The sequence below is a fragment of the Exiguobacterium sp. OS-77 genome (assembly GCF_000414195.2).
Classification (GTDB): Bacteria; Bacillota; Bacilli; order Exiguobacteriales; family Exiguobacteriaceae; genus Exiguobacterium_A; species Exiguobacterium_A indicum.
In genome coordinates, this window is the sequence record NZ_DF239008.1 from 200,171 (window position 1) to 222,295 (window position 22,125).

The following is a 22,125-nucleotide window of genomic DNA, read 5'->3' on the forward strand; positions in this document are numbered from 1 at the left end:
CAACCACGAAGGAGTTTTTTTACGTTCAGGATTCGACTTTTGTTTCGTCGAGTACATTCGCTTTTAAGTCGATCAATGGTCGAATCAACACTTCGACGCGTCGATTCTGACTGCGACCTGCTTCCGTTTGATTGGACGCGATTGGTTGGAATTCACCGTAACCGCTGACGGTGAAGCGTTTTGGTTCAAGCTTTGGATTCCGTTGTAAGGCACGCATGAAACTGATCGCCCGGTCCGCACTCAGTTCCCAGTTCGACGGATACTGTGCTGTGTTGATTGGAATATTATCTGTATGTCCAGACACTTGAATCTGACGTTGCCCTGCTTTGACGAGTAGTGCACTCATCCCCTCTGCGATTTGAAGCGAGCGTCCTCTTACTTCTGCTTGAGCTGGTGAGAACAACGCGCGGTCGCGAATCGTAAAGACAAGTCCTTCATTCGTGATTTCGACCTTGATGTCTTTTTCAAGTTTTTCATTCTTAATGTATTGATTGGCTTCTTCTTTGATTTTTTCGAGTTCTGCGATTTCATAGCTTTGTGCCTTCGTCCGGGCATCGAGTTTTTTTGAATCCTCTTCTTCTTGAGTAGAGAGTGAGCTATTTGTAATCATCCCTGAACCACCATTGAAGACGGAGCTAAACGACTGGGACATTGCTTTTAGTTTCACAGCATCGACATTACTCGAAGCAAACAGAACGATGAAGAGCGCGAGAAGCAAGGTCAATAAGTCGGCGTAGGGAATTAACCAGCCTTCGGAGATATGTTCGTCATGCGGCTTCTTTTTCCGCTTCATAGTTCGCACGCTCCTTCGGTGTCAGGTACACGAGTAGCTTATCTTCTAAGTTCTTCGGGGATTCACCGTTTTGAATCGAGAGAATCCCTTCAATCATCATTTCATATAACTGAATCTCGCTTGCTGATTTTTGCTTCAGCTTTGTTGCGAACGGGAACCACAGGACATATCCGGTGAAAATCCCGAATAACGTCGCGATGAAGGCACCTGAAATCGCGTGACCTAATTTTTCGATATCCGATAAATCGGATAGGGCGGCAACAAGACCGACAACGGCACCGAGAACCCCAAGGGTCGGAGCATAGGTTCCAGCTTGCGTGAAAATGTTCGCATTGGCATGATGGCGTTCCGTCATGTTTTCGAGGTCACGTGTCATGACGTCCTCGACATATTCGGATGGCTGCCCATCGATGACCATCATGACGCCACGCTTCATGAAGGCATTATCGACTTCTTCAAGTGCTGACTCGAGAGATAATAGACCTTCTTTACGTGCTTGCGTCGAGAGTGTCAAAAATTGTCCGAGCAACACCTGCTTCGTCATCAGCTTTTGTTCGAATAAGATGACTTTAAACAAGGCAGGTAAGACTTTCAATCGTTCCTTCGGGAAGGAAATCATGATGGCAGCTGCCGTTCCGACAAAGATGATGACAAGGGCTGCAGGGTTGAGTAGAGCGACTGGAGGCGCACCTTTTAAGATCATACCTCCGACTAATGTGATGAGACCAAGAATGATCCCGATGATCGACACGATATCCATGATTGATGTGTGCCACCTTTCTTTATGTAATCCGTATAGGAACGAAAAATAAAAGAGCAGAAGACACTTCTTCTGCTCGGAAATCCAAAAACCGAGAATCAAGCGCCGTTTTCGTCGATTAGCATTTGAATGCTTTCGTTTCGTTCGTCACGCTCTATATCGGTCAGTACGTCGTATTTTTTTAACACTTGATACAATTCATTTAGAATCGGTTGCTCCAAATGTAATGATAAGAGTTCCTCGAATTGATAATACAATTGCGCAGGCATCCATTGTGATTGTCGTTCCAGCCTTCGCCAGACATCCTCAATCGAATGATCAGCCGTCTTAGGGTCCACTGTTTCCCTCAACCTCCTTTAATGATTACACGTCCACTTTTATCTAGTTTACCAAAAAAATACGAAAACGTTTAGTCGATTGCATATTTCGATAGAACTTCTTAATTCGAGGGAGTATGATAAAGACAATTCTGTCTGAAAACAATCTAGGGGGAGTAAGATGTTCTCGCATAAAAGACGTTCACGACTCGCACGCTTCGGGCGTTTAGGTGAATTGATGTATCATCAGCTGTTCGATAAACCGGCACGTTTCATCGCAACTGGCTTTACATTGACGATTTTACTGGGTGGTTTTTTATTGTGGCTTCCGATCTCGCAGCAAGAGGGGCAAGATGTATCATTCATCGATTGCCTATTCGTTGCGACATCGGCAGGAACCGTCACAGGACTGTCACCGATTAATATTGCCGAATCCTATAATTTACTCGGTCAAATCATCATGATGCTCTTAATTCAGGTCGGTGGACTTGGATTCATGACAATCGCGCTCGTCTTGCTCAGCGTCACGGGACGAAAAATCGGGATTCGTCAGCGGATCATTATCCAAGAGATGTTTAATCTCGATAGTCCGGGCGGAACGATTCGTCTCGTTCGTAATATCATCGTCACGACGGTCCTCGTTGAGATCGTCGGCATGTTTTTGATTGCGCTTGATTTGTTCATTCAATACAAATACAGCTTCGGAAAAGCACTCTATTACGGTTTGTTCCACGCCGTATCTGCCTTCAACAATGCAGGATTCGCACTTTGGGGGGATAATCTAATCGGTTTCCAACAAGATACGACATTCATTCTGACGATTGCAGCGCTCTTGATGATTGGTGGTCTTGGTTTTACGGTCATCGCGGATATCGCTGGTAAACGAAACTTCAAGAAAATTTCGCTCCATTCTAAATTGATGGTGCTATCACTACTCGTCATCAATGGACTAGGTGTTTTAGCAATGATGCTCTACGAGTGGGTTTCGAACTTGGGTTCATTAAAAGATGAATCGTTCTTCAGTGCGCTCCATATCGTGTTCTTTCAAGTCGTCACGACACGAACGGCTGGTTTCCAGACTATCGATTTAACGACGATGGTGCCGCTCTCGATCGGTTTGATGATGGTTTTGATGTACATCGGGGCAGGTTCCGCATCAACAGGTTCCGGGATCAAGGTCACGACGGCAGCGGTCATCTTGAAGAATGTCTGGACGTATATACGCGGACAGCGTGAAACGGTTCTGATGCGACGGACTGTTCAGACGCAAGCGATTCAAAAGGCATATGCGATTGCTGTCTTCAGTTTATTGTTCATCGCTTTGATCACGACGTTCCTGGCATTGACCCAGCCGAATATTTCCTTTATTGGTTTATTTTTTGAGACCGTTTCGGCATTTGGAACAGTTGGTCTTTCTTTGAACGTAACAGCTGAGCTCAATAGCTTTGGTAAGTTTTTGATCATGTTCATGATGCTACTCGGACGTGTCGGCTCCTTGACGATTCTGTTCACGTTCGCGACGCAACGAGACCGGACGATTCGTTATCCAAAAGAAAATATGTTGATCGGGTAACCGATTTAAAAAGTCCAATCGACTTCCCTTGTGGAAGAACGATTGGACTTTTTTAGTGTGTTGCGTGTGTTTGGTAATACTGGACGAGTCGAGGCATCGTTTCTGCAAGGTCTGGACAAATAATACCAGTGTCTCGTAAGTCACGTAAGGCATGTGTCGTGTCATATTGAACGGGATGAATGAAGTAGTCAAGTGTCTGCCGTTGCATCTGAAGTCGTTTCGCGACAGCTGGAGTCAATGCCGTGCTAACGAGTCGAAACGGAACGATTCCGCGCGGATAACGGCCATAATAGGCGACGTGTAACATCTCAAAAATCGCGCGTGCGCCGTGTGGGAATGGATCCGTCAGATGATAGGTCTTATTTCTTCCGACCGGTGCATGGCTGAGATAAGCGGTCGCTTCAATGACGTAATCATAGGGCACGAGATTGACGAGTGCATTTGCTCGACCTGGGTATGGAAGAGGAGCGAAGGATTGCAGGAGACGCATTGCGTTCAAAACGAAATACACCCCGTCCCATTTCGGTGTTTCGCCCGTTTCGGAATGACCGACGACGATTCCAGGACGGATGATCGTATAGGGGATCGTTCCGATTTCTTTACGGAAACGTACCTCTGCTAAATATTTCGTTTCTTCATAAGCATTTTTAAAGGTACTTGCTTGTAACTCATCTTCTAGAACCATTCCAGAACGAAGACCCGAGACATACGCTGTACTGAAGTAGATGTAACGCTCTAAGGTTCGACACGTATGAGCAAACTGTGTCACGTTCGCGGTACCGATCACATTGATTCGAAAGGCGGGTTCATATGCTGTTGCTAAATCATATAGCGCCGCGAGATGAAAGATGTGTGTGACGTCTTGTTGCAACATCATCCGCGCCTCTGATGATAAAGCAAGCTGTTCGACCGTGATATCGCCTTCGTGCAATACAAGTTGCTCCGATCGTAAGGATGTACGTTCTAGAAGATCCTGGCGTCGCTTAACAGCTGCGTTTCGCTCTGACGGTAAATGAAGCAAATGAAAACAAGCGATTTGATCCGGTACACGTGCCAGTTGTTCGATCAGTTTGGTCGCTAAAAAACCGGGGAAACCAGTCATGAAGTAGGTCCGCATCAATTCCATTCCTTTCTTGGATCACGTTCGAGTACAACGGTGAAAGTCGAACCATCATTGATTTCTGATTCAACGGAAATTGCACCTCCGTGTGATTCGATGATTTCCTTACAGATGGCAAGTCCGAGGCCGGTTCCGCCGATTTTCCGGATGTCTGAGTTATCGACCCGGTAAAATTTCGTAAAGAGCTTTTCAAAAGCATTTTGTGGAATGCCGAGTCCATGATCAGTCACAGAGAACGTTGCTTGTTCCGGATTGGCTGAAAGAAGGACTCGAATATGATCCGCCTGTGGAGAGTACTTAATGGCGTTTGAAAGCAAGTTCAAGATCACCTGCTTGATTTTGTGCTCGTCCGCAAAAATCAGAACAGGATCTTCTGGTAGTTCTAGATCAATTCGATGCGTCTCGACGGTCTCGCCATAGGCATCGACGGTTGATGCGAGAAGATCGCGTAACGAGAACGATGTGAAGGTATACTCCTGTTTTCCACCTTCTAGACGCTGAATGTCTAAAAACTCATTTAATAGCGTCGTCAATCGTTTCGTCTCTTCGTGGACGATCTCAACATACCGTTCGATTCGATCAGCCGATTGTTTTTTATATCGTAGTAATTCCATATAGCCAAGAATGGAGGACAGTGGCGTGCGCAACTCATGCGATACTGTACTGACGAGTTCGTCTTTTACTTGATCCATCTTCGCTTCCTCTGTCCGGTCACGGAAAACAAATAGGAAGCCATGACGAGAAATGCGGCTCTTCTCCTTTTTGATCGCAGTCGCATAAAATTCGAAATAAAGTGGACTGGACTCATTTGGTCGCTGTAACGTGAAACGAAACGATAGTTCAGAATGTTTTCCGGCGAGTAATTCTTCTACTTGTCGGAGCATCTCGAATCGAGTGTTCAAATCGAGATTCGGAATCAGACTGATTCGTTCTTGAATCTTACTTGGTGCAATGCCTGGGACATCGAGTAATTTGCGTGCTTTGACGTTCATGAAGATGAAACTTCCATCCTCTTCTGTCAGTAGGAAACCTTCATTGGATGCTTGAAGAATCGATTGTGTGATATCACGCTGACGCATGATGGCATTTTTTTCGCGTTCAAGCATTTTCTCAATCTTTTTTCGTTCGGTAATATCACGAACGACGGCGACACGCATCCGGATATTGTTGTAGATGATTTCACGCGGGAAGACTTCGATTTCGACAGAGGTTCCATCGGCACGTTGACCGAGAACTTCGTATGGTTCTTCTCGATGCTCCTCGATGCGTTGCAAGACACGCGCGTGATGATCCGGATGAATCAATTCAAGCGTCGTCTTGCCTTTCATTTTCTCGAGTTTCGTCCGGAAAATGACTTCTGCTGCGCGATTGGCATCGATGATGATTCCGTGGTCATGAAAGATGACGGCTTCAACGACGGATTCCGAGAAGAGTCGGAAGCGGCGTTCGCTTTTCGTCAGATGCCATTCGATTTGTTTTTGCGGTGTGATGTCCTGAATGAGCAGGAAGTACGTATCGTTTGGTAACCGTGTCATATAAAGGCGTCCATGGAACGTTGAGCCATCCAAACGATGATAGGTCCATTCATTTTCGGCTTCCCGTCCATGCAGTAAAAAAAGTTGCGCGTCCGATAAGTCTTTTAAGTTCAATTGTTCGAGATGTTGACGGCGGGTAGTGATTTCCTTCGCATCATGTAGAACCGTCGCTTGGAGACCCATGATGTCTTCGGCATGCTCGAAACGAAATAAGGTGCTTGCCACCTCGTTACAGGTTTGAATCCGAAACTCGGAGTCGGTGATGAATAGAGCAGTATCTAGTGTTGAATTGAATAAGTCCTCGATTTTCAGGGGAGCGACATGGACAAGAAAATAGTCCGTCGCTTCAATCGCTGTGACTGTTAATTGATATGTCGTTGAAATGACGGCTTCCTTCTGTAATGGAAAGAAATCATCCGTGATGGGAAACAGCTCCTGAATGGTTTCGATATTCGGAGCGTTCATGAACTGGTGTTGAAACGCGTCATTATGAAATTGAATCTTTCCATTTGCATCGACTAGAAGAACGGGGTCTTTCATAGCACGTATCGTCGCGTGAATGATTCGTATCGATGAAGGGGATGAATGTTCTGCCATGAGCTACCTCCTGACTGGTCTTCGACCATGGATTTTAAGACAGTCTTTCCTCAGCTTACTTCTGCAAGATGAGGCGTGTTTCCTGTTGAAGGAAGCAACCGACGAAGAATTTTAGTATAGTGAAAAAAAGGTCACGACGAAGTAGAGGAGAAAAGCACGATGAAACGATTGAAACGAAAACGATTGTTACTAGCAGCTTTGTTTGCAATGATAGGAATTTTCGGAACTTATTTTTTTTCGAGTTCTTGGGAACCTTTAATCTTAATCATCAGTATAGTAGGGTGTATCCTTTTTCTTCTTTTGTCCATTTTAACGCCGTCGCTTGAAAAACGACTCGATCGAATGGAAGGACGAGAATTTGAAGAATGGCTTGCCGATTTATTTGAAACAGCAGGATATCGAGTCGAGTTGACACCTGCTTCACGCGACTTCGGAGCAGATTTGTTGATAGAGGATGAACGAGGGTATAAGATTGCCATCCAGGCAAAGCGATATAGTGCGGCTGTAGGGCTCGAAGCGGTTCAACAGGTCGCTGCCTCGGTTCCATTCTATGGGATGGACGAGGGGTGGGTCGTTACGAATTCGACCTTTACGGAAGCTGCATATCAGCTAGCGGAACCAAATCAGGTTCGCCTCATTGATCGGGAAGAATTGCTCGCATTTGCAAAGGAGATGAACCTGCATTGAACATGTCGAATGATTGTCGACAAAAGGGGGTTGTCAATTTGGAGAAACGGTGCAATAATCATTTTCGTTAACGAAATATCATACAGATAAAGAAAGTTAAACTATACAGGATGTCTAAATAAACTGGGGACGAAAAACCAGCACGTTTTAGCAGTGAGAGGAGAATTTCTGTTGCGCAAAGTTGTCTATGTGCAGGGTTGCGTTTTTTCGCAAGGTCATGCCGCGATTTATGATGAAGCGCACCAAATGATCGGTGCGGTTCAACACGACGAGAATGGTCGTGTTCAAGTAATGAATGGTGAAGGTAGAGGGGTAGCGTTTGGTAAGTTCATTCCGACGTGTAAGAAGTGGGTCGTGATGAACCATGATGGACAAGAGGTAGGTCAAATGCGTGAGAAGTTTTCGCTCTTCTCGAAGAAATGTGAGTACAACGTGTATGAGCGTGGTACATTCACGATTTCCTTCGACCTGACAAAAGGAAAATTCTCCGTACGGAGTGCAGCTGGAGAAGTCGTTGCTGAATTGTTGCAAGACGGTGATGAGTACCGTCTCGTCAAGGATGCTGACAAACTCTCGATGTACGAACTACTCTCTGTCTTGAAAAGTCTGACGAACAACGTCCACTATAAATCACTGACAGCCGTCTAAATAAAAAAAAGATGCCTTCCATGACATGGATGGCATCTTTTTTTCATCATGTCGTTTGCAGAACATGATGGAGACGTTGTTTCGCTTCGTGCGTTAAATGCGATACACGACGGGCATAGAGACACAGTTGGAGAACGTGGACAGTTTCAGGGCGATAAGCGTTAATGCGCTCGAGCGAGCGTCTGAGACGCTTCTCCGTCAATTCGATCGGACCACTTGTCTCCGCGTGTTGCGTGTAGACGAGATAAAAATTAAGCGGACTGATTAAATCATCCTCATCAATATTCGGATTCTTGAAGACGATCGTCAGCAGTTCTCGTGTTTCTTCTAACGAGAAGAGGTGTTTTAAATCATCCAGTAGATAGATGATCGAAGCCTGATTGATCGAGTACTTCTTTCCGCGATGCGGTACGCCGATGATGTCCCGGACTTCACGTTTCGTCCAGTTCTGGATCGTCGTCGCTGACATATGTTCGCCGATCAGGGCATTTGCCAAATGAACGATTTCATTGATGGATAGACCATTTTTTAATGGATCGAATTGCTTCAAGCGATTGATGACCTTCGGCAATTCTGTACCTTCCGTTGCGACGAGGGGTTCGATTCCTTTTCCTTCGTTCAAGCGTTGCAGACAACTTGATAATGTTTGGACTGCTTGAGCATCATACATTTCCAAAACTTCCTCTCTAGGACGTCATTTGACCTTATGTTATCAAATGAAGGTTCAATAGGGCAAATGGCAACTGAAACAACGTACAATAATAGGAAAGAAAGGGGGGAATGACGATGGAATGGATAGCTGCTCTTGGCACGATTGGAATCGTCGGGCTAGTTCTCGTCATCCTGGAAGTCATTGGACACCGTTTCGGCTTTTCTCCCGAGACGGTTCGGAAATGGATTCATATTGCTGTCGGTCACTGGGTATTTCTTGCGCTGCTCTGGCTGGATCACTGGTACGTTGCGATCGTACCGTTGTTATTCTTTGCTGTCGTGAATCTAGTGACACTACGAAGAGGAATCGGTCAGATGCACGATGTCGATCGTCCTTCTTACGGAACGGTCTATTATCCACTCGCTCTAGCGGGACTTGTCCTGTTCTTCTTCGAGCGACAGCCGATGGCGCTTGTTGCGGGAAGCATGGTGCTTGCTTGGGGCGACGGTCTCGCGGCTCTCGTCGGAAAACGCTTCGGGAAGACGTTTTACGTCCGTGGTGAGACGAAACGATCCTTTGAAGGAAGTATCGCCCTGTTTTTGGCGTCATTCCTCGTGTTGACCGTGACGTTCTTGTTTTACGGACAACCGATTTGGCTCGCTGTCAGTTATGGTTTCTTGCTTGCGAACATCGCAGCCTTGATCGAAGCGATCTCATATCGCGATCTCGACAACTTGATTTTGCCATGGACGATCGCAGCACTCGTCGCGTTTGCTTTTTAACGTTCAGTCGCGTAACAACAATTGTTTGAAATAGAGAAAGCGTAATCGAATATAGTCCGGGTACGCACGCCAACCTGCATGACGGATGGTCATATCCCGACACATATCCCGAAAAACATGGCGATAGATCTTTTCTTCGGAATCGTCGTAAACAGCTGCGTACAATCCGTGCTCGAGCATGTTGGAAAGGCATTCATCGAGCTTGGCGTAGAGGGTCTCGTCGCTATCTTCGCGCAATGTAGCATGCAACTTCTCATATTGAATACTTTGATTGACAGAAGCTGTCGCATGAAAGACGGTGGTTTTGTCGAGATGAGATACGCCAAGAATTAATGCATAGAGTGCTTCCAACATGTCGATCGAATGACCGTCTAATTGTTGGATGGAATCAATGGCCATCAGCGTATCGATTCCAGATGCGCCAACCTTCTTTAAATATGTAAACGCATGAACGGCTGATTCCCCATAAAATTGACGATGATTGTAATGGACGGCAAGGAAACGATGTCCTGCTGGCTCTTCAGGGAACCGTGTGATGGCTGAAAGGAAAAGCTGTTCTGCTTCGTGCATATATCCTTCATCCTCACTGATGATACCGAGGAGTATGTATCCTTGCACATGTTCGCCGAGTTGCTGATGTGTCTCTTCGATCAGCCGGCGCGCTTGAGTGTGTTCGTTCTTGAAATAAAGGGAATGGGCTGTAGCAATGTTGAGCAATGGATGAGATGGGACAAGAACACGTAAGCGCTCGGTTGCGGCAATGCGTACGTTCTCTTCTGTATCGGATGTCAGTGCTTCGAGTAACGCCACTTCAGCGACGTGGCTCTGGAGTTCATGAGAATGGGCGGTTATGGTTTGTGTCATGTAATGAGATCCCCTCTACTAGTTCAAAATCATAAGTCTTCGTTTCTCATCATATGACAAGCCGGGTGGTGCCTCAAGAAGTAATGAAGAGATTCACCTGGGATTCCTTCTTTTCATAAAAAATAGTCGATGGTTCCTCGAAAAGGAATCATCGACTATTTCTACGTTCAAGATCATGCGTGTAAGTGAAGCACATCTTCAACGGATTTGTACGTGTATCCGAGATCGCGTGCGACCGCTTCGTACGTGACGAATCCTTGTGCGACATTCAATCCTTTTTCGAGAGCCTCGTTTTCAGCAAGCGCACGGTGTGTGCCTTTGTTCGCGAGTTCAAGGACATACGGGAGCGTTGCGTTCGTCAATGCAAGTGTAGACGTGCGTGGAACGGCACCCGGCATGTTCGCGACTGCGTAATGAACGACACCGAATTTTTCATATGTTGGGTCATCATGCGTCGAGATACGATCGACCGTTTCGAAGATACCACCTTGGTCGATGGCAACGTCAACGATGACAGCGCCCGGCTTCATGCGTTTGACCATGTCGGCAGTGACGAGTTTCGGTGCTTTTGCACCTGGAATCAAGACAGCACCGATGACGAGATCACTTTCAGCGACAGCTTCAGCAATCGTGTACGGGTTTGAGATCAATGTGTTGATCGAGTTACCGAAGATATCATCGAGCTGACGAAGGCGTTCTGGGCTGACATCGATGATCGTGACATCCGCACCGAGACCAACCGCGAGTTTCGCAGCATTCGTTCCGACGACACCGCCGCCGATGACTGTGACTTTTCCACGACGAACCCCAGGAACACCAGCAAGCAGGATGCCCATACCACCGTGTGGTTTTTCTAAGAACTGTGCACCGATTTGTGATGCCATGCGTCCTGCGACTTCACTCATTGGTGTTAACAATGGAAGTGTGCGGTTCTTTTCAACCGTTTCATAAGCGATTGCTGTGATGTTCGAATCAACAAGCGCACGTGTCAATTCTGGCTCAGCCGCTAGGTGAAGATACGTGAACAATGTTAAATCTGGACGGAAGTATTGGTACTCTGAAGCGATCGGCTCTTTGACTTTCAAAGCAAGTTCGGCTGTTGCCCAGACTTCAGCAGCAGTCGCGATGATTTCAGCACCGGCTTTGACGTACTCTTCGTTCGTGAAGCCACTCCCCATACCTGCCATCGATTCAATGATGACACGATGTCCTTGTGCATGTAACGCTGCTACCCCGGCAGGTGTTAATGCAACACGGTTTTCGTTGTTTTTGATTTCCTTTAATACTCCAATGATCATGTGAACGCGATCCCCTTTCGCAAATAAACAAATCAATTTCTCTTCTTCTTCAGTATACGAGAAATGAAAGCGTTCTACTTTATCGGCGTTTTCAAAAATAACCGATATCCTTTGTGTAAAATCACAAAGGATATCGGTCTGCTTTTAGGTACAAATAAAGTAAGGAGCGTTCAGGTAAAGATTCCATTCGAATGCCCGCTTCTTCCTCGATCCGTCGCATCCGATAAAGGATCGTATTCGGATGAACATGGAGATGGGAAGCGACTTGTTTGACGTTCCCATCGTAGTGCAGGAACCACTCTAGCGTCTCACATAAGGAGGAGGCATGTTTCACATCGTAAGCACGCAGACGTTCGATTTCTTCCAAGCGAACCGTCCGCCGTCGCAGACGCTCCGAGAAAATCGGTAAGAGCTGGAATAAACCGAGGCGTTCGTAACGGGTCACATTCTTCAGCTCAAATGGAAAGGCGTCCTTTAAACGTAAGACGATGCCAGCTTCTTCATAGCGCTCCGGAATCGCTTGGACGCCCGTGAAGACTTCACTACTTGCTGCGACGAAGTCCGTATAATCGAACCGCTCCGCGAGCAATTGTCGAAACGACTGGATGAAGGCGTCGAACTGCAGACGCTCTTGTTCTGCGTCGCGGTCGTTTGTGCTGATCCACAAGATGAAATCTGTTTCATCATACGCGTAAAGTAACGGACGAACTGTCTGCTGAATCGTCAATAAATAGCGCAGGCGATCCGCAAGTCGTGGTGTGATCGCTTCCGAAAAACGAATGACCGTCAAACGACTGATGCCGGGTGGTGCGACATGGAGCTTAGAAAACATCTTCAGAATCTCTGACTCGGATAATTCTTCATGTAATAACTCGAAGAAAAATTGTTCCGTCTGCTCTTCCTTCCGTTTTTTCTGCATGTCGATCGCCAGTAACTGACGTTGGGCAAGCAACGCTCCTTTCTTTAAATCTGCAAGTTCCGATGGAGTAAACGGAGTGCTTCGAGCAATCGACCAAATATAGCCGAGAATTTCTGAATCTTGCTTGATCGCAATGGCGACACGATCGTTCAATCCGACATCCGTGCGTGCGGAAATAATGAGTGGATCATCTTGTGTAGCAAGGCTCTGGATGACTTCGTCTTTCCAGAGTTGGTCGATGACCGATTCCGGTACCCGGCGACCAATGATCGTTGCGACACGGGCAGGGTCTGTATCAGCCGTATGCGTACTATACGCAAGAAGGCGGTGATTGCGATCTTCAATCGTAATCGGGGCATTCAAGGCAATACCGATCGCTTCTGCTAAGTCGTCTAAGGAATGATATGAAGCTTCTAACATGGGATTTCCCTTCTTTCTCTTTCGCTCGATAGTTTTAGTATATCTTCTGTTGTGTAAAATCACAAAAAGTATTCTTTTGTATTGTAAGAAAACACAACTACATGCTACGGTAAGCCTCGGAAAAGACAGAGAGGATGAAATGGCATGGAAGTATTACGTCTGATATCGGCTTGGGTCTGGGGGATTCCGAGTATGATGTTGTTGGTAGGAACAGGAGTATACTTTACGATCCGCTTACGTGGTCTTCAGTTTCGACGTTTAAAACAAGCGTTTCAATTATCTGTTCAAAAATCAGGGCAAGGTGAAGGTGAAATCAGTAGCTTTCAGATGTTGATGACGTCCCTCGCAGCGACGATCGGAAACGGAAACATCGCAGGGATCGCAGTCGCCTTGACGATGGGCGGACCGGGCGCAGTTTTTTGGATGTGGGTCATCGGTTTAATTGGAATGGCGACGAAATATGCAGAAAGCCTCCTTGCCATTCTCTTTAGAAGTCGAAACGAACGCGGCGAAGCCGTCAGTGGACCGATGTATTATATCGAGAAGGGACTAGGACCTAAATTTAAACTACTCGCCATCCTGTTTGCGGTATTTGGTTTGATCGCATCGTTTGGTGTCGGGAACACGGTGCAAGCGAATGCGATGGCAACGGTGCTTGAGCAATCGTTCCGTGTGCCGCTGCTATTGTTCGGCATTCTGCTCGCGATTGCGGTCTATGTATCGATTCGTGGTGGACTTGAACGCGTCAGTGCGATCTCGACGATCTTTGTTCCGATCATGAGCTTACTTTATATCGGTGCCGCTTGTGTCCTTTTAATATTGAAGGCGGATCAGATTCTACCAGCCTTTGGTTTAATCTTTGAGTACGCCTTCCAGCCGCTTGCGCCTGCAGGAGCCTTCACCGGTGTATCGATCATGATGGCGATGCAAGTCGGTGTAGCACGTGGTATTTTCACGAACGAAGCAGGACTTGGGACAGCAGCCTTGATTGCCGGATCTGCGAAAAGTGAGCGTCCGGTCGAACAGGGATTGATTTCGATGACGAGTACCTTCATCGTGACCTTGATCGTTTGTACGATGACGGCACTCGTCCTTCTGACGACAGGCTTTTGGGATCCGTCAGGCGGGCTACATTCAGGTATGACGCATGATGCGAATCTTTCCGGGGCAGCACTGACAGCAACCGCCTTTGCGAGTGTCCTTGGATCATTTGGAGAATGGACTGTCGCCTTCTCCGTCTTCTTCTTCGGTTATTCAACGATCATCGGTTGGTATGTCTATGGAGAGAAGTGCTTGGAGTACTTGAGCGGCACGACACGTTTCAACGAAGGATATCGTGTTTTCTTTGCGCTCGCAGCCTGTTATGGTGCGGTCGCGCAATTAGAACCGTTGTGGCTTGTCGCAGATATCGCGAACGGGCTGATGATGATTCCGAACTTGGTTGGAATGTTGTTCTTGTCGCACTTAGTCATTGAACAAACGAGAGACTATGAACGAGCCGGTCACAAACGAGTGGCTTAACGGAAAAAAGCGGTGATGCCTGATAGGGGCATCACCGCTTTTCTGATGAGACGATTCATCCATTCGTTCGACGACGGCTGTAGATGAGGAGTGTCAGTAAGAAAATCAAACTAAGCGCAACGAGAACGGAGAGTGAAGCGACGTTCCAGCCGATGATCTCGAGTAACACACTGACCGCAACCGTCAAATAGAAGATACCGAGGTACTTTTTGACGAACGGACTTTCGAAATGCGTCAACTGCTTCGCGCCAATCGGTGCTCCGAGCAAGGCGCCGACAATTAGCATGATACCGACGAGGATATCGATATTCGTGCTCGCGACCGTATAGTTGACGAGACCCGATAGGACGATCAGTAACGCAGAAGCAATACTCGTTCCGACTGCACGTTTCAACTCATAGCCAACGATCCCGACAAGTAACGGTGTGATGATGAATCCACCGCTGACACCGAGAAGCGAAGAGATGAATCCAGCGAACAGACCAGTGAAGGCAAGAGCAAGATATCGATTTTTCCAACCCGTCTGTTCACCGGTCGTCGCTTTCGGACGTAAGAACTTATTCGCGAAGTAGAGTAAGAGTCCGATATAAACGATCGAGATGACGAGATGGGCACCGTTGACTTCCTCTAAACGAAGGACGAGTGGTGTCGCGATCGTCGAACCGATGATTCCAACGCCCCCGACGACAAGACTATCGCGCCAGACGACATTTTTAAGACGTAAGTGAGAGATCGTACCTGAAACCGTTGATCCGAGAGTCAACATGAGACTGGTCGCGATCGCAACGCTTGGAGCATATCCTAAAATGAGTAGTAGGGGCGTCAAGATGATACCGCCACCGATTCCGAAAAAGCCGGAGATGATTCCAATGAAAAATCCGAGGATTAAGAAATAATAAAAAGCGAGATCCATGTACAGTCTTCCTTTCCTTTTCTTCTCTATTATCCACTTAGTATGGCAATGAATGAGAAGAATGTAAAAGGGGACGGCTCCTTCAAGGGGGTTGAAGGAGCCGTTAAGGGGAACTTATTCTTTTGACGCGGCGACTTCTGCAGCAGCATCGATACCGGTATTGGCCTTGACTAAGATACGTTCGAAGTTACCGGCAACTTCGTTCGATTTCGTCAACAATGTCCCGACGATGGCTCCGAGGAAGCCAAGTGGGATGGAGACGATTCCTGGATTCGTCAGCGGGAAGAGGGCTTCCCCGACGAACAAGGCTGAACCGTCGACTGCCCAAAGATTTGGACTGAGTGCGACGAGAATCAGTGAAGAGAATAACCCGACGACCATACCTGTGACAGCTCCGCCAGTATTGAAACGGCGCCAGAAGATCGTCAAGAGAATGACTGGCAAGTTGGCACTTGCCGCGACAGCAAAGGCAAGCGAAACGAGGAACGCGACGTTCATCGTTTGTGCGAACAATGCCAGTACCATCGAAATCAAGGCGACGGCGATGGAAGCGAGTCGTGCTGCCGTCATCTGTTCTTTTTCCGTTGCTTGTCCTTTGCGAAGAATATGACTGTAGAAGTCATGGGCAAAGGCGGATGCTGCGGATAAGACGAGTCCCGCAACAACGGCGAGGATCGTCGCAAAGGCGACTGCAGCAACGAACGCAAAGAGTAAATCACCACCGAGCGCCTGGGCGAGAAGTGGTGCCGCCATGTTACCAGCAGCATTGGCAGCAATGATATCTTCAGAACCGACGAAAGCAGCGGCACCAAAGCCGAGGAAGATCGTCAAGATATAAAAGGCACCGATGATCCACGTCGCATATACGACGGATTTACGAGCAGTCGGAGCATCCTTAACAGTAAAGAAACGAATCAAGATATGTGGTAATCCAGCCGTTCCGAGAACGAGTGCGAGATTCAATGAAATCGTATCGAGCGGTAATTTGAACTTGTTTCCGGGATTCAAGAATGAATCACCGAGCGGTGTCGCTTGTTTGACTTCTGCAAACATCTTGAAGATCGAAAAATCGAACTTCGCGAAGACCATGAATGAGATGACAGCTGTTCCTGCCATCAAGAGGATCGCTTTGATGATTTGGACCCATGAGGTCGCCGTCATACCACCGAAGACGACGTAGACGGTCATCAAGATACCAACGATGATGACACTTGTCGTGTAAGGAATTCCTAATAACAATTCAATCAAGGCACCCGCACCAACGAGTTGGGCAATCATATAGAAAATCGAGATCGCGATTGAGTTCATGGCAGCAACTCCACGAACTTTTGATGCGTTAAAACGAGCAGCGATCATATCCGCCATCGTGTATTTCCCGAGGTTCCGAAGTGGTTCGGCAACGAGATACAAGACAACGAGATAGGCAACGAGGAAGCCGATCGAGTAGAAGAATCCGTCGAATCCGGCTAAGGCGATCATCCCGGCAATTCCGAGGAACGAGGCAGCGGACATATAGTCGCCGGCAATCGCCATCCCGTTTTGCGCACCAGTGAGACCGCCATCCGCTGTATAAAAATCGTTAGCAGTTTTTGTTTTACGAGCAGCAAAGTATGTAATGACGAGCGTCAAACCGACGATCGCCGCAAATAAAGCAACGGCAGTATAATTCATTTCGACTCCTCCTTGATTTGTTCGACGAGTCGATCAAAGGCACGTGCTTTTTTGCTATACATCATGCAGAACGTCCACGTCATGATGAACTGAGCAAAAGCGAAGATCCAAGCACCCGTAATATCACCGAATACCGGCTGATTTAAAATCGTAAAGTAGCTTGTCAAAATCGGAAGCGTAAAATAAAAAATAAGACAGAAACTGATGGCTGGAAGAATGAAGCCATTCTTTTGACGCATCAATTGTTGAAAGGTAGCACTCTCGACGATTGATGGAGCGGGTTGAGTCGCTTCATTTTTTTGAACTTCGGACACTTGATGCATGAGGCCGCCTCCTTTAAGGAATGAATGTAAATTCATTATAAGGATGTCGTTTCTGGAAAAGCTATCCTAATTTTTATAAGGAAAAGCTCATTATTATATTAATATTGGTCATACCAATTTAATGTAAGCGTTTGCAATATTGAACATTGTTTGAACGTTATTTTTATATATTAATCACATTGGAAAATGATTCAAAAGACCTAGTCCGCAAAAAATGAGAACAGCTTAAAAAGCCTGTCTATGGAATCATAGACAGGCTTGAGTCATTTTTCAGATGGACGTTCGATCTTATCTTCGATTTCTCGTAAATGATCCGCACGTTTTGAGAGCGCACGACGCTTCAACCATTCTTCCGTCCCGCGACTGACTCCCCAGATGGCGAGTAAAATCAAAAATAGAAGGACAAGACGCATCGGACGTTCAAGGAACGTGGACCATTCCTTTCCGATTAGCGAGAAGATGATGACGACGATCAGACGACCGGCACCAGCAGCAATCAAATACGTCCGCAGCGATAGTTGAATCATGGCGGAAATGGACGTGATGATGAACGCAGGCATGAACGGAAGCGAGAAAAAGAATCCGAGTGAGATGGGACTCATGTGACGAACACGTTCGATCCACTGTTGCGCGGCATGGTGTTTTTCAAGCCAACGCGTGACCGGACGACGAAATAGATATCGAATACAAGCGAAGACGACGAGTGATCCAAGCATGCTCCCGACCCATGATACGAGAACACCCATACCAAAACCATAGGTTGCCGCATTCGCGGAAATGATCAGGACGAGTGGCAGGAAAGGAAATAGAGACTCAAGAAACGGGGCAATCAAACCGGTGGCAGCTCCTCCAGGTAAGTCTTGGAGAAAGAAAATCATCTGCTCGATCCAGTCACGAAGTGTATGGAGCATTCGGAATCCTCCTTGCGAGATGTACTACTGTGTTTTATTTTACCTCTTTCTGATTGAGAAAGGGAATGAAATTCCTTGAAAGGGATTCAGGAATTGTAGATTGTACATTCGAAAGGGAGTTGGTATTATACTTAAATGGGTGCGTTTTGCAGGCGTTCCCAGCTAGTCAATAGCTAGACGCTTCGTTTGCCAACGTTCGTTTTACTGCAAAAAACTGACATGGGGGCTAATGAGGAATATGAAACCTTATCGCGTACTATTATTTTATAAGTATGTTCCGATCGAAAATGCGGAACAGCTAACGAAAGAGCATCTTGCTTACTGTAAAGAGCTCGGTATCAAAGGTCGGATTTTGATCGCACCAGAAGGAATCAACGGCACACTCTCTGGAACGGTCGAACAAACGGAACAATACATGAAGGACTTGACGGCGGATCCACGATTCGCTGACATCGAATTCAAAATCGATGAAGTCGAAGAGCACGCCTTCAAAAAGACGTTCGTCCGTTACAAAAAAGAACTCGTCACATGGCGTTTTGAGGATGAATTCAACGTACCAGAAGAACACGCTGCGTATCTTGAACCAGCAGAGTGGAAAGAAATGATGAAACAAGATGACGTCGTCATTCTCGATGTACGCAACAACTATGAATACGACCTCGGACACTTCAAGAATGCTGTAAAAGTGGATGTCGATGCTTCACGGGAATTCCCAGAGTGGCTTGACGAGAACGAGCATTTGTTTGAAGGGAAAAAGGTTCTCACATACTGTACAGGTGGCGTTCGTTGTGAAAAATTCACGGCGTACTTCCGTAAACGGCAACAGAGTGATGATATCTTCCACCTTAAAGGCGGAGTCGTCATGTACGGAAAAGATGAACAGACGCAAGGAGAAGACTGGGAAGGCGAACTATACGTCTTTGATGAACGTGTACAAGTTCCTGTCAATGCCGTCAATCCTTCTGTCGTCTCAGAATGTTACTACTGTGGAAAACCGGAGACGCGCTACGTTAATTGTGCAAACCCGGAATGTAATCGACAGCACTTCTGCTGTGAAGAATGCGAACCAAAAGTCATGCGTTCGTGTTCCGATGAATGCCGGGAGCATCCGCGCAATCGTTATGAAAAAGAGCAACAAGAAGAATTAGTATAAGGCACGCGTAAAAAGCCGGAGGATTTCTTTAATAGAAATCGCCCGGCTTTTTGTGTATTCAGGAGGAAGGAAACAAGTAACGTAAAATATCCGGTAAACGCTCGGCCCAGGCCGTTTCATGATGGATTGCTTCCGGGATGATCGTATAGCGACTTTGAGTAAGTTTCTGTTCGACCGCTCGCGCTAAGACATCATTTGTGTGTAAATAATCTGTCTCCGTCATCGGGCCACTCACTTCTTTTGTCCCGACATCCATATAACAGCGATGGGCAGTAGACAGCGACGGACTGCGCTCGATGAATTCAAGGAGTGAGGAGAAGTTTGCCCATCCGGCCGTCGACAGGGCAGCGACGCGCGTGATGACTTCCGGATATGCGAATAATCCATAAAGCGAGATGACGCCACCCATCGAGCTGCCGATCATCGTCGTATCGTCAGGGCGTGTCGCGTAGTTGGCATCAATGTATGGTTTTAACTCGCGGATGATCCAGTCCATGTAGACCTTACCGTTTCCCCCGATTGATTTCCGGTACGAAGGATAAGCAGTCCGCATCAATAAAGCTTCATCACTCCAAGGAGCGTAGTCATCGTAACGATCCATTCCGTCTTCTGGACTGTCGATCGCGACGACCATTGCCGGAATCTGTGTCTGTTGTAGCGCAAGATGAATCTCCCAGCCTTTTCCGAACGAGGCGGTTTCTCCACTGAAGACGTTTTGTCCATCGTGCATATAAATCACTGGTAACGCTTCAGAAGGATCCAAATGGGGCGGACGATGAATCCGAATCGTCCGGTGAGTTTGTGATGTCGGTAGCGTCATTTCAATTTCCGTAATCGACAATAGAGTCACGACCTTTCAAAGGTTTGCATAATGCGCGGTACAATTGCGTCCATTGTGTTTTCCGCCGACATAGAGTGCATGGTCGGCTTGACGTAACGATTCTTCGAACGTCCGTTGATATCTTTCCTCCACTGTATCAATTCCGAGGCTGACGGTTAAGGACAGTCGGTGACCATCGACGAGGAAGGGACGATCCATGACCGCATGGCGGACTGTCTCGGCAATCTGGATAGCAGCCTCTTGACTACCATTTCGCAACAGAAGTACGAATTCCTCCCCACCATAACGAGCAGCAAAGACATCATCATATTGCAATTGGATCGCCTGGATACGTCGACCGAGTTCACGAAGGACGAGATCGCCCACTTTATGACCGTACGTATCATTGACACGTTTGAAATGATCGATATCGAACAGGATCACGGAGAGCGGATAGCAGTCAGCCGCAAATTCCTGCCGACCGTGTTCATAAAAAGCACGACTATTCGGTAATTCGGTCAAGGCATCGGTCCGACTTTCCGTATAGAGTTGGACCGTTTCACGTGAGCGTTCTAAGACGCGACAAAAGATACGGAGCAAACGAGATAATTCGTCGGCATTTGTCGCATCATAGGCGTCTGCGACTTGATGGAATAGGATGATCGAAACATCGACCTCTCCGCTCGTAATCGAAGGAATCGCTAGCATCGAGTGACGATCGACAGGCAATCCGATCTGAATATCGTTTCCCCAGTCACAACGAAGACCATAGATGATTGGGGTATGCAAATCGTCGGCTGACAAGGAATGAAACAGTGGTAACACGTCGATCGGTTGTTTCGTCCGGATGTTATAGATGACTTGTTTCCGCTGTTGTTGAATCGAGATCCAACCTTCAGAAAACGGCAATAGATGCGGTAAATCGAGGAGCAACGAATCGATCGTCTCGCGCTCGAAGCGGGAAATCAACAAGTGTTCCTTCGCATCATCAAATCGCTTAGCATTATCGTTTGCTTCAAGGGAGTCACCACGCTCTTGCAACAGACGTTTGAACAAAAAGAGAATCAAGACGGAAACTGTAGCCGCGACGAGCGGACTTTCATCGTAGAACCAGATTCCAAGTAGAGCACTTAACATGCTAATCCCGTAGACGAGGGACTGAAGCTTTACGAGACGTTGCCAGTCGTATTTCAAGTAGAGGAAGCGATTGACGAATAGACATTGGAAGTAAGAGACAAGGAAGACGGTGATCAAAAAGCCGATGAAAGGGAGTAAGGCTTTCGTATACGTAAAGTTTGAGCCGATTGGTCCGCCGAGCGCATAATACGCAAAGGCCGGAAGCGAGATGTAGACTAAATCGAACAAGGCGTTGATCGGGTAGAGATAAACGAAACGTTTCCAACGAATCGCTTTTCGGTGAGACATGAATTGAAAGACGAGAATACCGACTTGGCTTAAAATCAAGGCGTACGTTAAACCATAATTGAGGAATAAAAATAAGATGATGCCTTCTTGGAATGTATAGTAAATGCCACCACGACGGACATTATCGAACTGAAACAGGAGAACGAGTCCGAATAAATAAAGAGTGTTGATGATGGAGACAGAAGGATGGAAGGTTGGTGGATGAACGATGCCGATCACTAATAATGTCAAGGCGACGAGACCGAAGACGATCCAGCTCGTCCGGGCTACATGTTGGTAGTAGCGCATGAAACATCCCTCCCCCTGAGAAGTATCTTTTATTCCTATACCCGAATTGTGGAAATTTTGATAAGCCATTTACCAAAAAAATAAGGTTGAGAGAAAAGAAAGAATTGCGTATAATGTGAAAGATATCGAATACAG

At 46.8% G+C, this 22,125-nt stretch carries 21 protein-coding genes and 1 other annotated feature (1 of these 22 running past the window's edge); of the genes, 6 read left to right on the plus strand and 15 right to left on the minus strand.

What is annotated here, in order from left to right:
- Positions 1 to 25 precede the first annotated feature (25 nt).
- The 3 genes from motB to EXG77_RS00980 form a co-directional block, all read right to left on the minus strand.
- Positions 26 to 793 carry a flagellar motor protein MotB gene (gene motB, locus EXG77_RS00970; protein WP_029342904.1) on the minus strand — a complete coding sequence of 256 codons (768 nt, stop codon included), beginning with the start codon at positions 791 to 793 and terminating at the stop codon, positions 26 to 28.
- Entirely contained in the window at positions 768 to 1,553 is a 786-nt protein-coding gene (gene motA / locus EXG77_RS00975) for a flagellar motor stator protein MotA (protein ID WP_023469698.1), read from the minus strand. Before motA ends, motB begins: the two co-directional genes overlap by 26 nt.
- A 98-nt stretch (positions 1,554 to 1,651) precedes the next feature.
- The gene (locus tag EXG77_RS00980) at positions 1,652 to 1,891 is read right to left on the minus strand and encodes a hypothetical protein (protein ID WP_023469697.1); all 240 of its coding nucleotides are present in this window, start codon (positions 1,889 to 1,891) and stop codon (positions 1,652 to 1,654) included.
- A 160-nt stretch (positions 1,892 to 2,051) separates the two neighbouring features.
- On the opposite strand from EXG77_RS00980, the gene EXG77_RS00985 reads away from it, so the two are divergent.
- Entirely contained in the window at positions 2,052 to 3,443 is a 1,392-nt protein-coding gene (locus tag EXG77_RS00985; RefSeq protein ID WP_035395598.1) for a TrkH family potassium uptake protein, read from the plus strand.
- 52 nt (positions 3,444 to 3,495) lie between these two features.
- Here EXG77_RS00985 and EXG77_RS00990 read toward each other — a convergent pair whose 3' ends face one another.
- Positions 3,496 to 4,560 carry an SDR family oxidoreductase gene (locus EXG77_RS00990; RefSeq protein ID WP_035395600.1) on the minus strand — a complete coding sequence of 355 codons (1,065 nt, stop codon included), beginning with the start codon at positions 4,558 to 4,560 and terminating at the stop codon, positions 3,496 to 3,498.
- The gene (locus tag EXG77_RS00995; RefSeq protein ID WP_035395602.1) at positions 4,560 to 6,695 is read right to left on the minus strand and encodes an ATP-binding protein; all 2,136 of its coding nucleotides are present in this window, start codon (positions 6,693 to 6,695) and stop codon (positions 4,560 to 4,562) included. Before EXG77_RS00995 ends, EXG77_RS00990 begins: the two co-directional genes overlap by 1 nt.
- A 342-nt stretch (positions 6,696 to 7,037) precedes the next feature.
- Here EXG77_RS00995 and EXG77_RS01000 point away from each other — a divergent pair, with 342 nt between their 5' ends.
- Together EXG77_RS01000 and EXG77_RS01005 are read left to right on the plus strand one after the other, a co-directional pair.
- Positions 7,038 to 7,382, plus strand: coding sequence for a restriction endonuclease (locus tag EXG77_RS01000; protein WP_235147606.1), 345 nt, complete (start codon positions 7,038 to 7,040; stop codon positions 7,380 to 7,382).
- 171 nt (positions 7,383 to 7,553) lie between these two features.
- Positions 7,554 to 8,030: a hypothetical protein gene (locus EXG77_RS01005; RefSeq protein WP_023469691.1), complete on the plus strand. Its 477-nt coding sequence runs from the start codon at positions 7,554 to 7,556 to the stop codon at positions 8,028 to 8,030.
- A gap of 46 nt (positions 8,031 to 8,076) precedes the next feature.
- On the opposite strand, the gene EXG77_RS01010 is transcribed toward EXG77_RS01005, so the two are convergent.
- Positions 8,077 to 8,700, minus strand: coding sequence for a DUF1836 domain-containing protein (locus EXG77_RS01010; protein WP_023469690.1), 624 nt, complete (start codon positions 8,698 to 8,700; stop codon positions 8,077 to 8,079).
- A gap of 116 nt (positions 8,701 to 8,816) precedes the next feature.
- Between EXG77_RS01010 and EXG77_RS01015 the strand changes: the two genes are divergently transcribed.
- Positions 8,817 to 9,464 carry a diacylglycerol/polyprenol kinase family protein gene (locus EXG77_RS01015; RefSeq protein ID WP_023469689.1) on the plus strand — a complete coding sequence of 216 codons (648 nt, stop codon included), beginning with the start codon at positions 8,817 to 8,819 and terminating at the stop codon, positions 9,462 to 9,464.
- A 3-nt stretch (positions 9,465 to 9,467) separates the two neighbouring features.
- On the opposite strand, the gene EXG77_RS01020 is transcribed toward EXG77_RS01015, so the two are convergent.
- The 3 genes from EXG77_RS01020 to EXG77_RS01030 form a co-directional block, all read right to left on the minus strand.
- Positions 9,468 to 10,328, minus strand: coding sequence for a M48 family metallopeptidase (locus tag EXG77_RS01020; protein ID WP_035395604.1), 861 nt, complete (start codon positions 10,326 to 10,328; stop codon positions 9,468 to 9,470).
- Between the two features lie 173 nt (positions 10,329 to 10,501).
- Positions 10,502 to 11,626, minus strand: a complete 1,125-nt coding sequence (gene ald / locus EXG77_RS01025; protein WP_023469687.1) for an alanine dehydrogenase — start codon at positions 11,624 to 11,626, stop codon at positions 10,502 to 10,504.
- A 121-nt stretch (positions 11,627 to 11,747) separates the two neighbouring features.
- Positions 11,748 to 12,965 (minus strand): CdaR family transcriptional regulator, encoded by a 1,218-nt coding sequence (locus tag EXG77_RS01030; RefSeq protein ID WP_035395605.1) that lies wholly within the window; start codon positions 12,963 to 12,965, stop codon positions 11,748 to 11,750.
- A 144-nt stretch (positions 12,966 to 13,109) separates the two neighbouring features.
- Here EXG77_RS01030 and EXG77_RS01035 point away from each other — a divergent pair, with 144 nt between their 5' ends.
- Positions 13,110 to 14,486 carry a sodium:alanine symporter family protein gene (locus EXG77_RS01035; protein WP_023469685.1) on the plus strand — a complete coding sequence of 459 codons (1,377 nt, stop codon included), beginning with the start codon at positions 13,110 to 13,112 and terminating at the stop codon, positions 14,484 to 14,486.
- Between the two features lie 55 nt (positions 14,487 to 14,541).
- Here the strand turns inward: EXG77_RS01035 and EXG77_RS01040 are convergent, their stop codons facing one another.
- The 4 genes from EXG77_RS01040 to EXG77_RS01055 all read right to left on the minus strand — a co-directional run bounded on the left by EXG77_RS01040 (position 14,542) and on the right by EXG77_RS01055 (position 18,304).
- Positions 14,542 to 15,399 carry a sulfite exporter TauE/SafE family protein gene (locus EXG77_RS01040; RefSeq protein ID WP_023469684.1) on the minus strand — a complete coding sequence of 286 codons (858 nt, stop codon included), beginning with the start codon at positions 15,397 to 15,399 and terminating at the stop codon, positions 14,542 to 14,544.
- Between the two features lie 114 nt (positions 15,400 to 15,513).
- Positions 15,514 to 17,070 carry a cation acetate symporter gene (locus EXG77_RS01045; protein ID WP_023469683.1) on the minus strand — a complete coding sequence of 519 codons (1,557 nt, stop codon included), beginning with the start codon at positions 17,068 to 17,070 and terminating at the stop codon, positions 15,514 to 15,516.
- Positions 17,067 to 17,393 carry a DUF485 domain-containing protein gene (locus EXG77_RS01050; RefSeq protein WP_035395606.1) on the minus strand — a complete coding sequence of 109 codons (327 nt, stop codon included), beginning with the start codon at positions 17,391 to 17,393 and terminating at the stop codon, positions 17,067 to 17,069. Before EXG77_RS01050 ends, EXG77_RS01045 begins: the two co-directional genes overlap by 4 nt.
- A gap of 263 nt (positions 17,394 to 17,656) precedes the next feature.
- Positions 17,657 to 18,304: a TVP38/TMEM64 family protein gene (locus EXG77_RS01055; protein WP_023469681.1), complete on the minus strand. Its 648-nt coding sequence runs from the start codon at positions 18,302 to 18,304 to the stop codon at positions 17,657 to 17,659.
- A 238-nt stretch (positions 18,305 to 18,542) separates the two neighbouring features.
- Here EXG77_RS01055 and EXG77_RS01060 point away from each other — a divergent pair, with 238 nt between their 5' ends.
- On the plus strand, positions 18,543 to 19,457 hold the full coding sequence (locus EXG77_RS01060) for a rhodanese-related sulfurtransferase (RefSeq protein WP_023469680.1): 915 nt from the start codon (positions 18,543 to 18,545) through the stop codon (positions 19,455 to 19,457).
- Between the two features lie 58 nt (positions 19,458 to 19,515).
- Here the strand turns inward: EXG77_RS01060 and EXG77_RS01065 are convergent, their stop codons facing one another.
- Both EXG77_RS01065 and EXG77_RS01070 read right to left on the minus strand, forming a co-directional pair.
- Entirely contained in the window at positions 19,516 to 20,277 is a 762-nt protein-coding gene (locus tag EXG77_RS01065; RefSeq protein WP_238987904.1) for an alpha/beta hydrolase, read from the minus strand.
- A gap of 36 nt (positions 20,278 to 20,313) precedes the next feature.
- On the minus strand, positions 20,314 to 21,990 hold the full coding sequence (locus tag EXG77_RS01070) for a GGDEF domain-containing protein (RefSeq protein WP_023469678.1): 1,677 nt from the start codon (positions 21,988 to 21,990) through the stop codon (positions 20,314 to 20,316).
- 129 nt (positions 21,991 to 22,119) lie between these two features.
- Positions 22,120 to 22,125 (plus strand) — a binding site (T-box leader) (it continues 212 nt past the right edge of the window).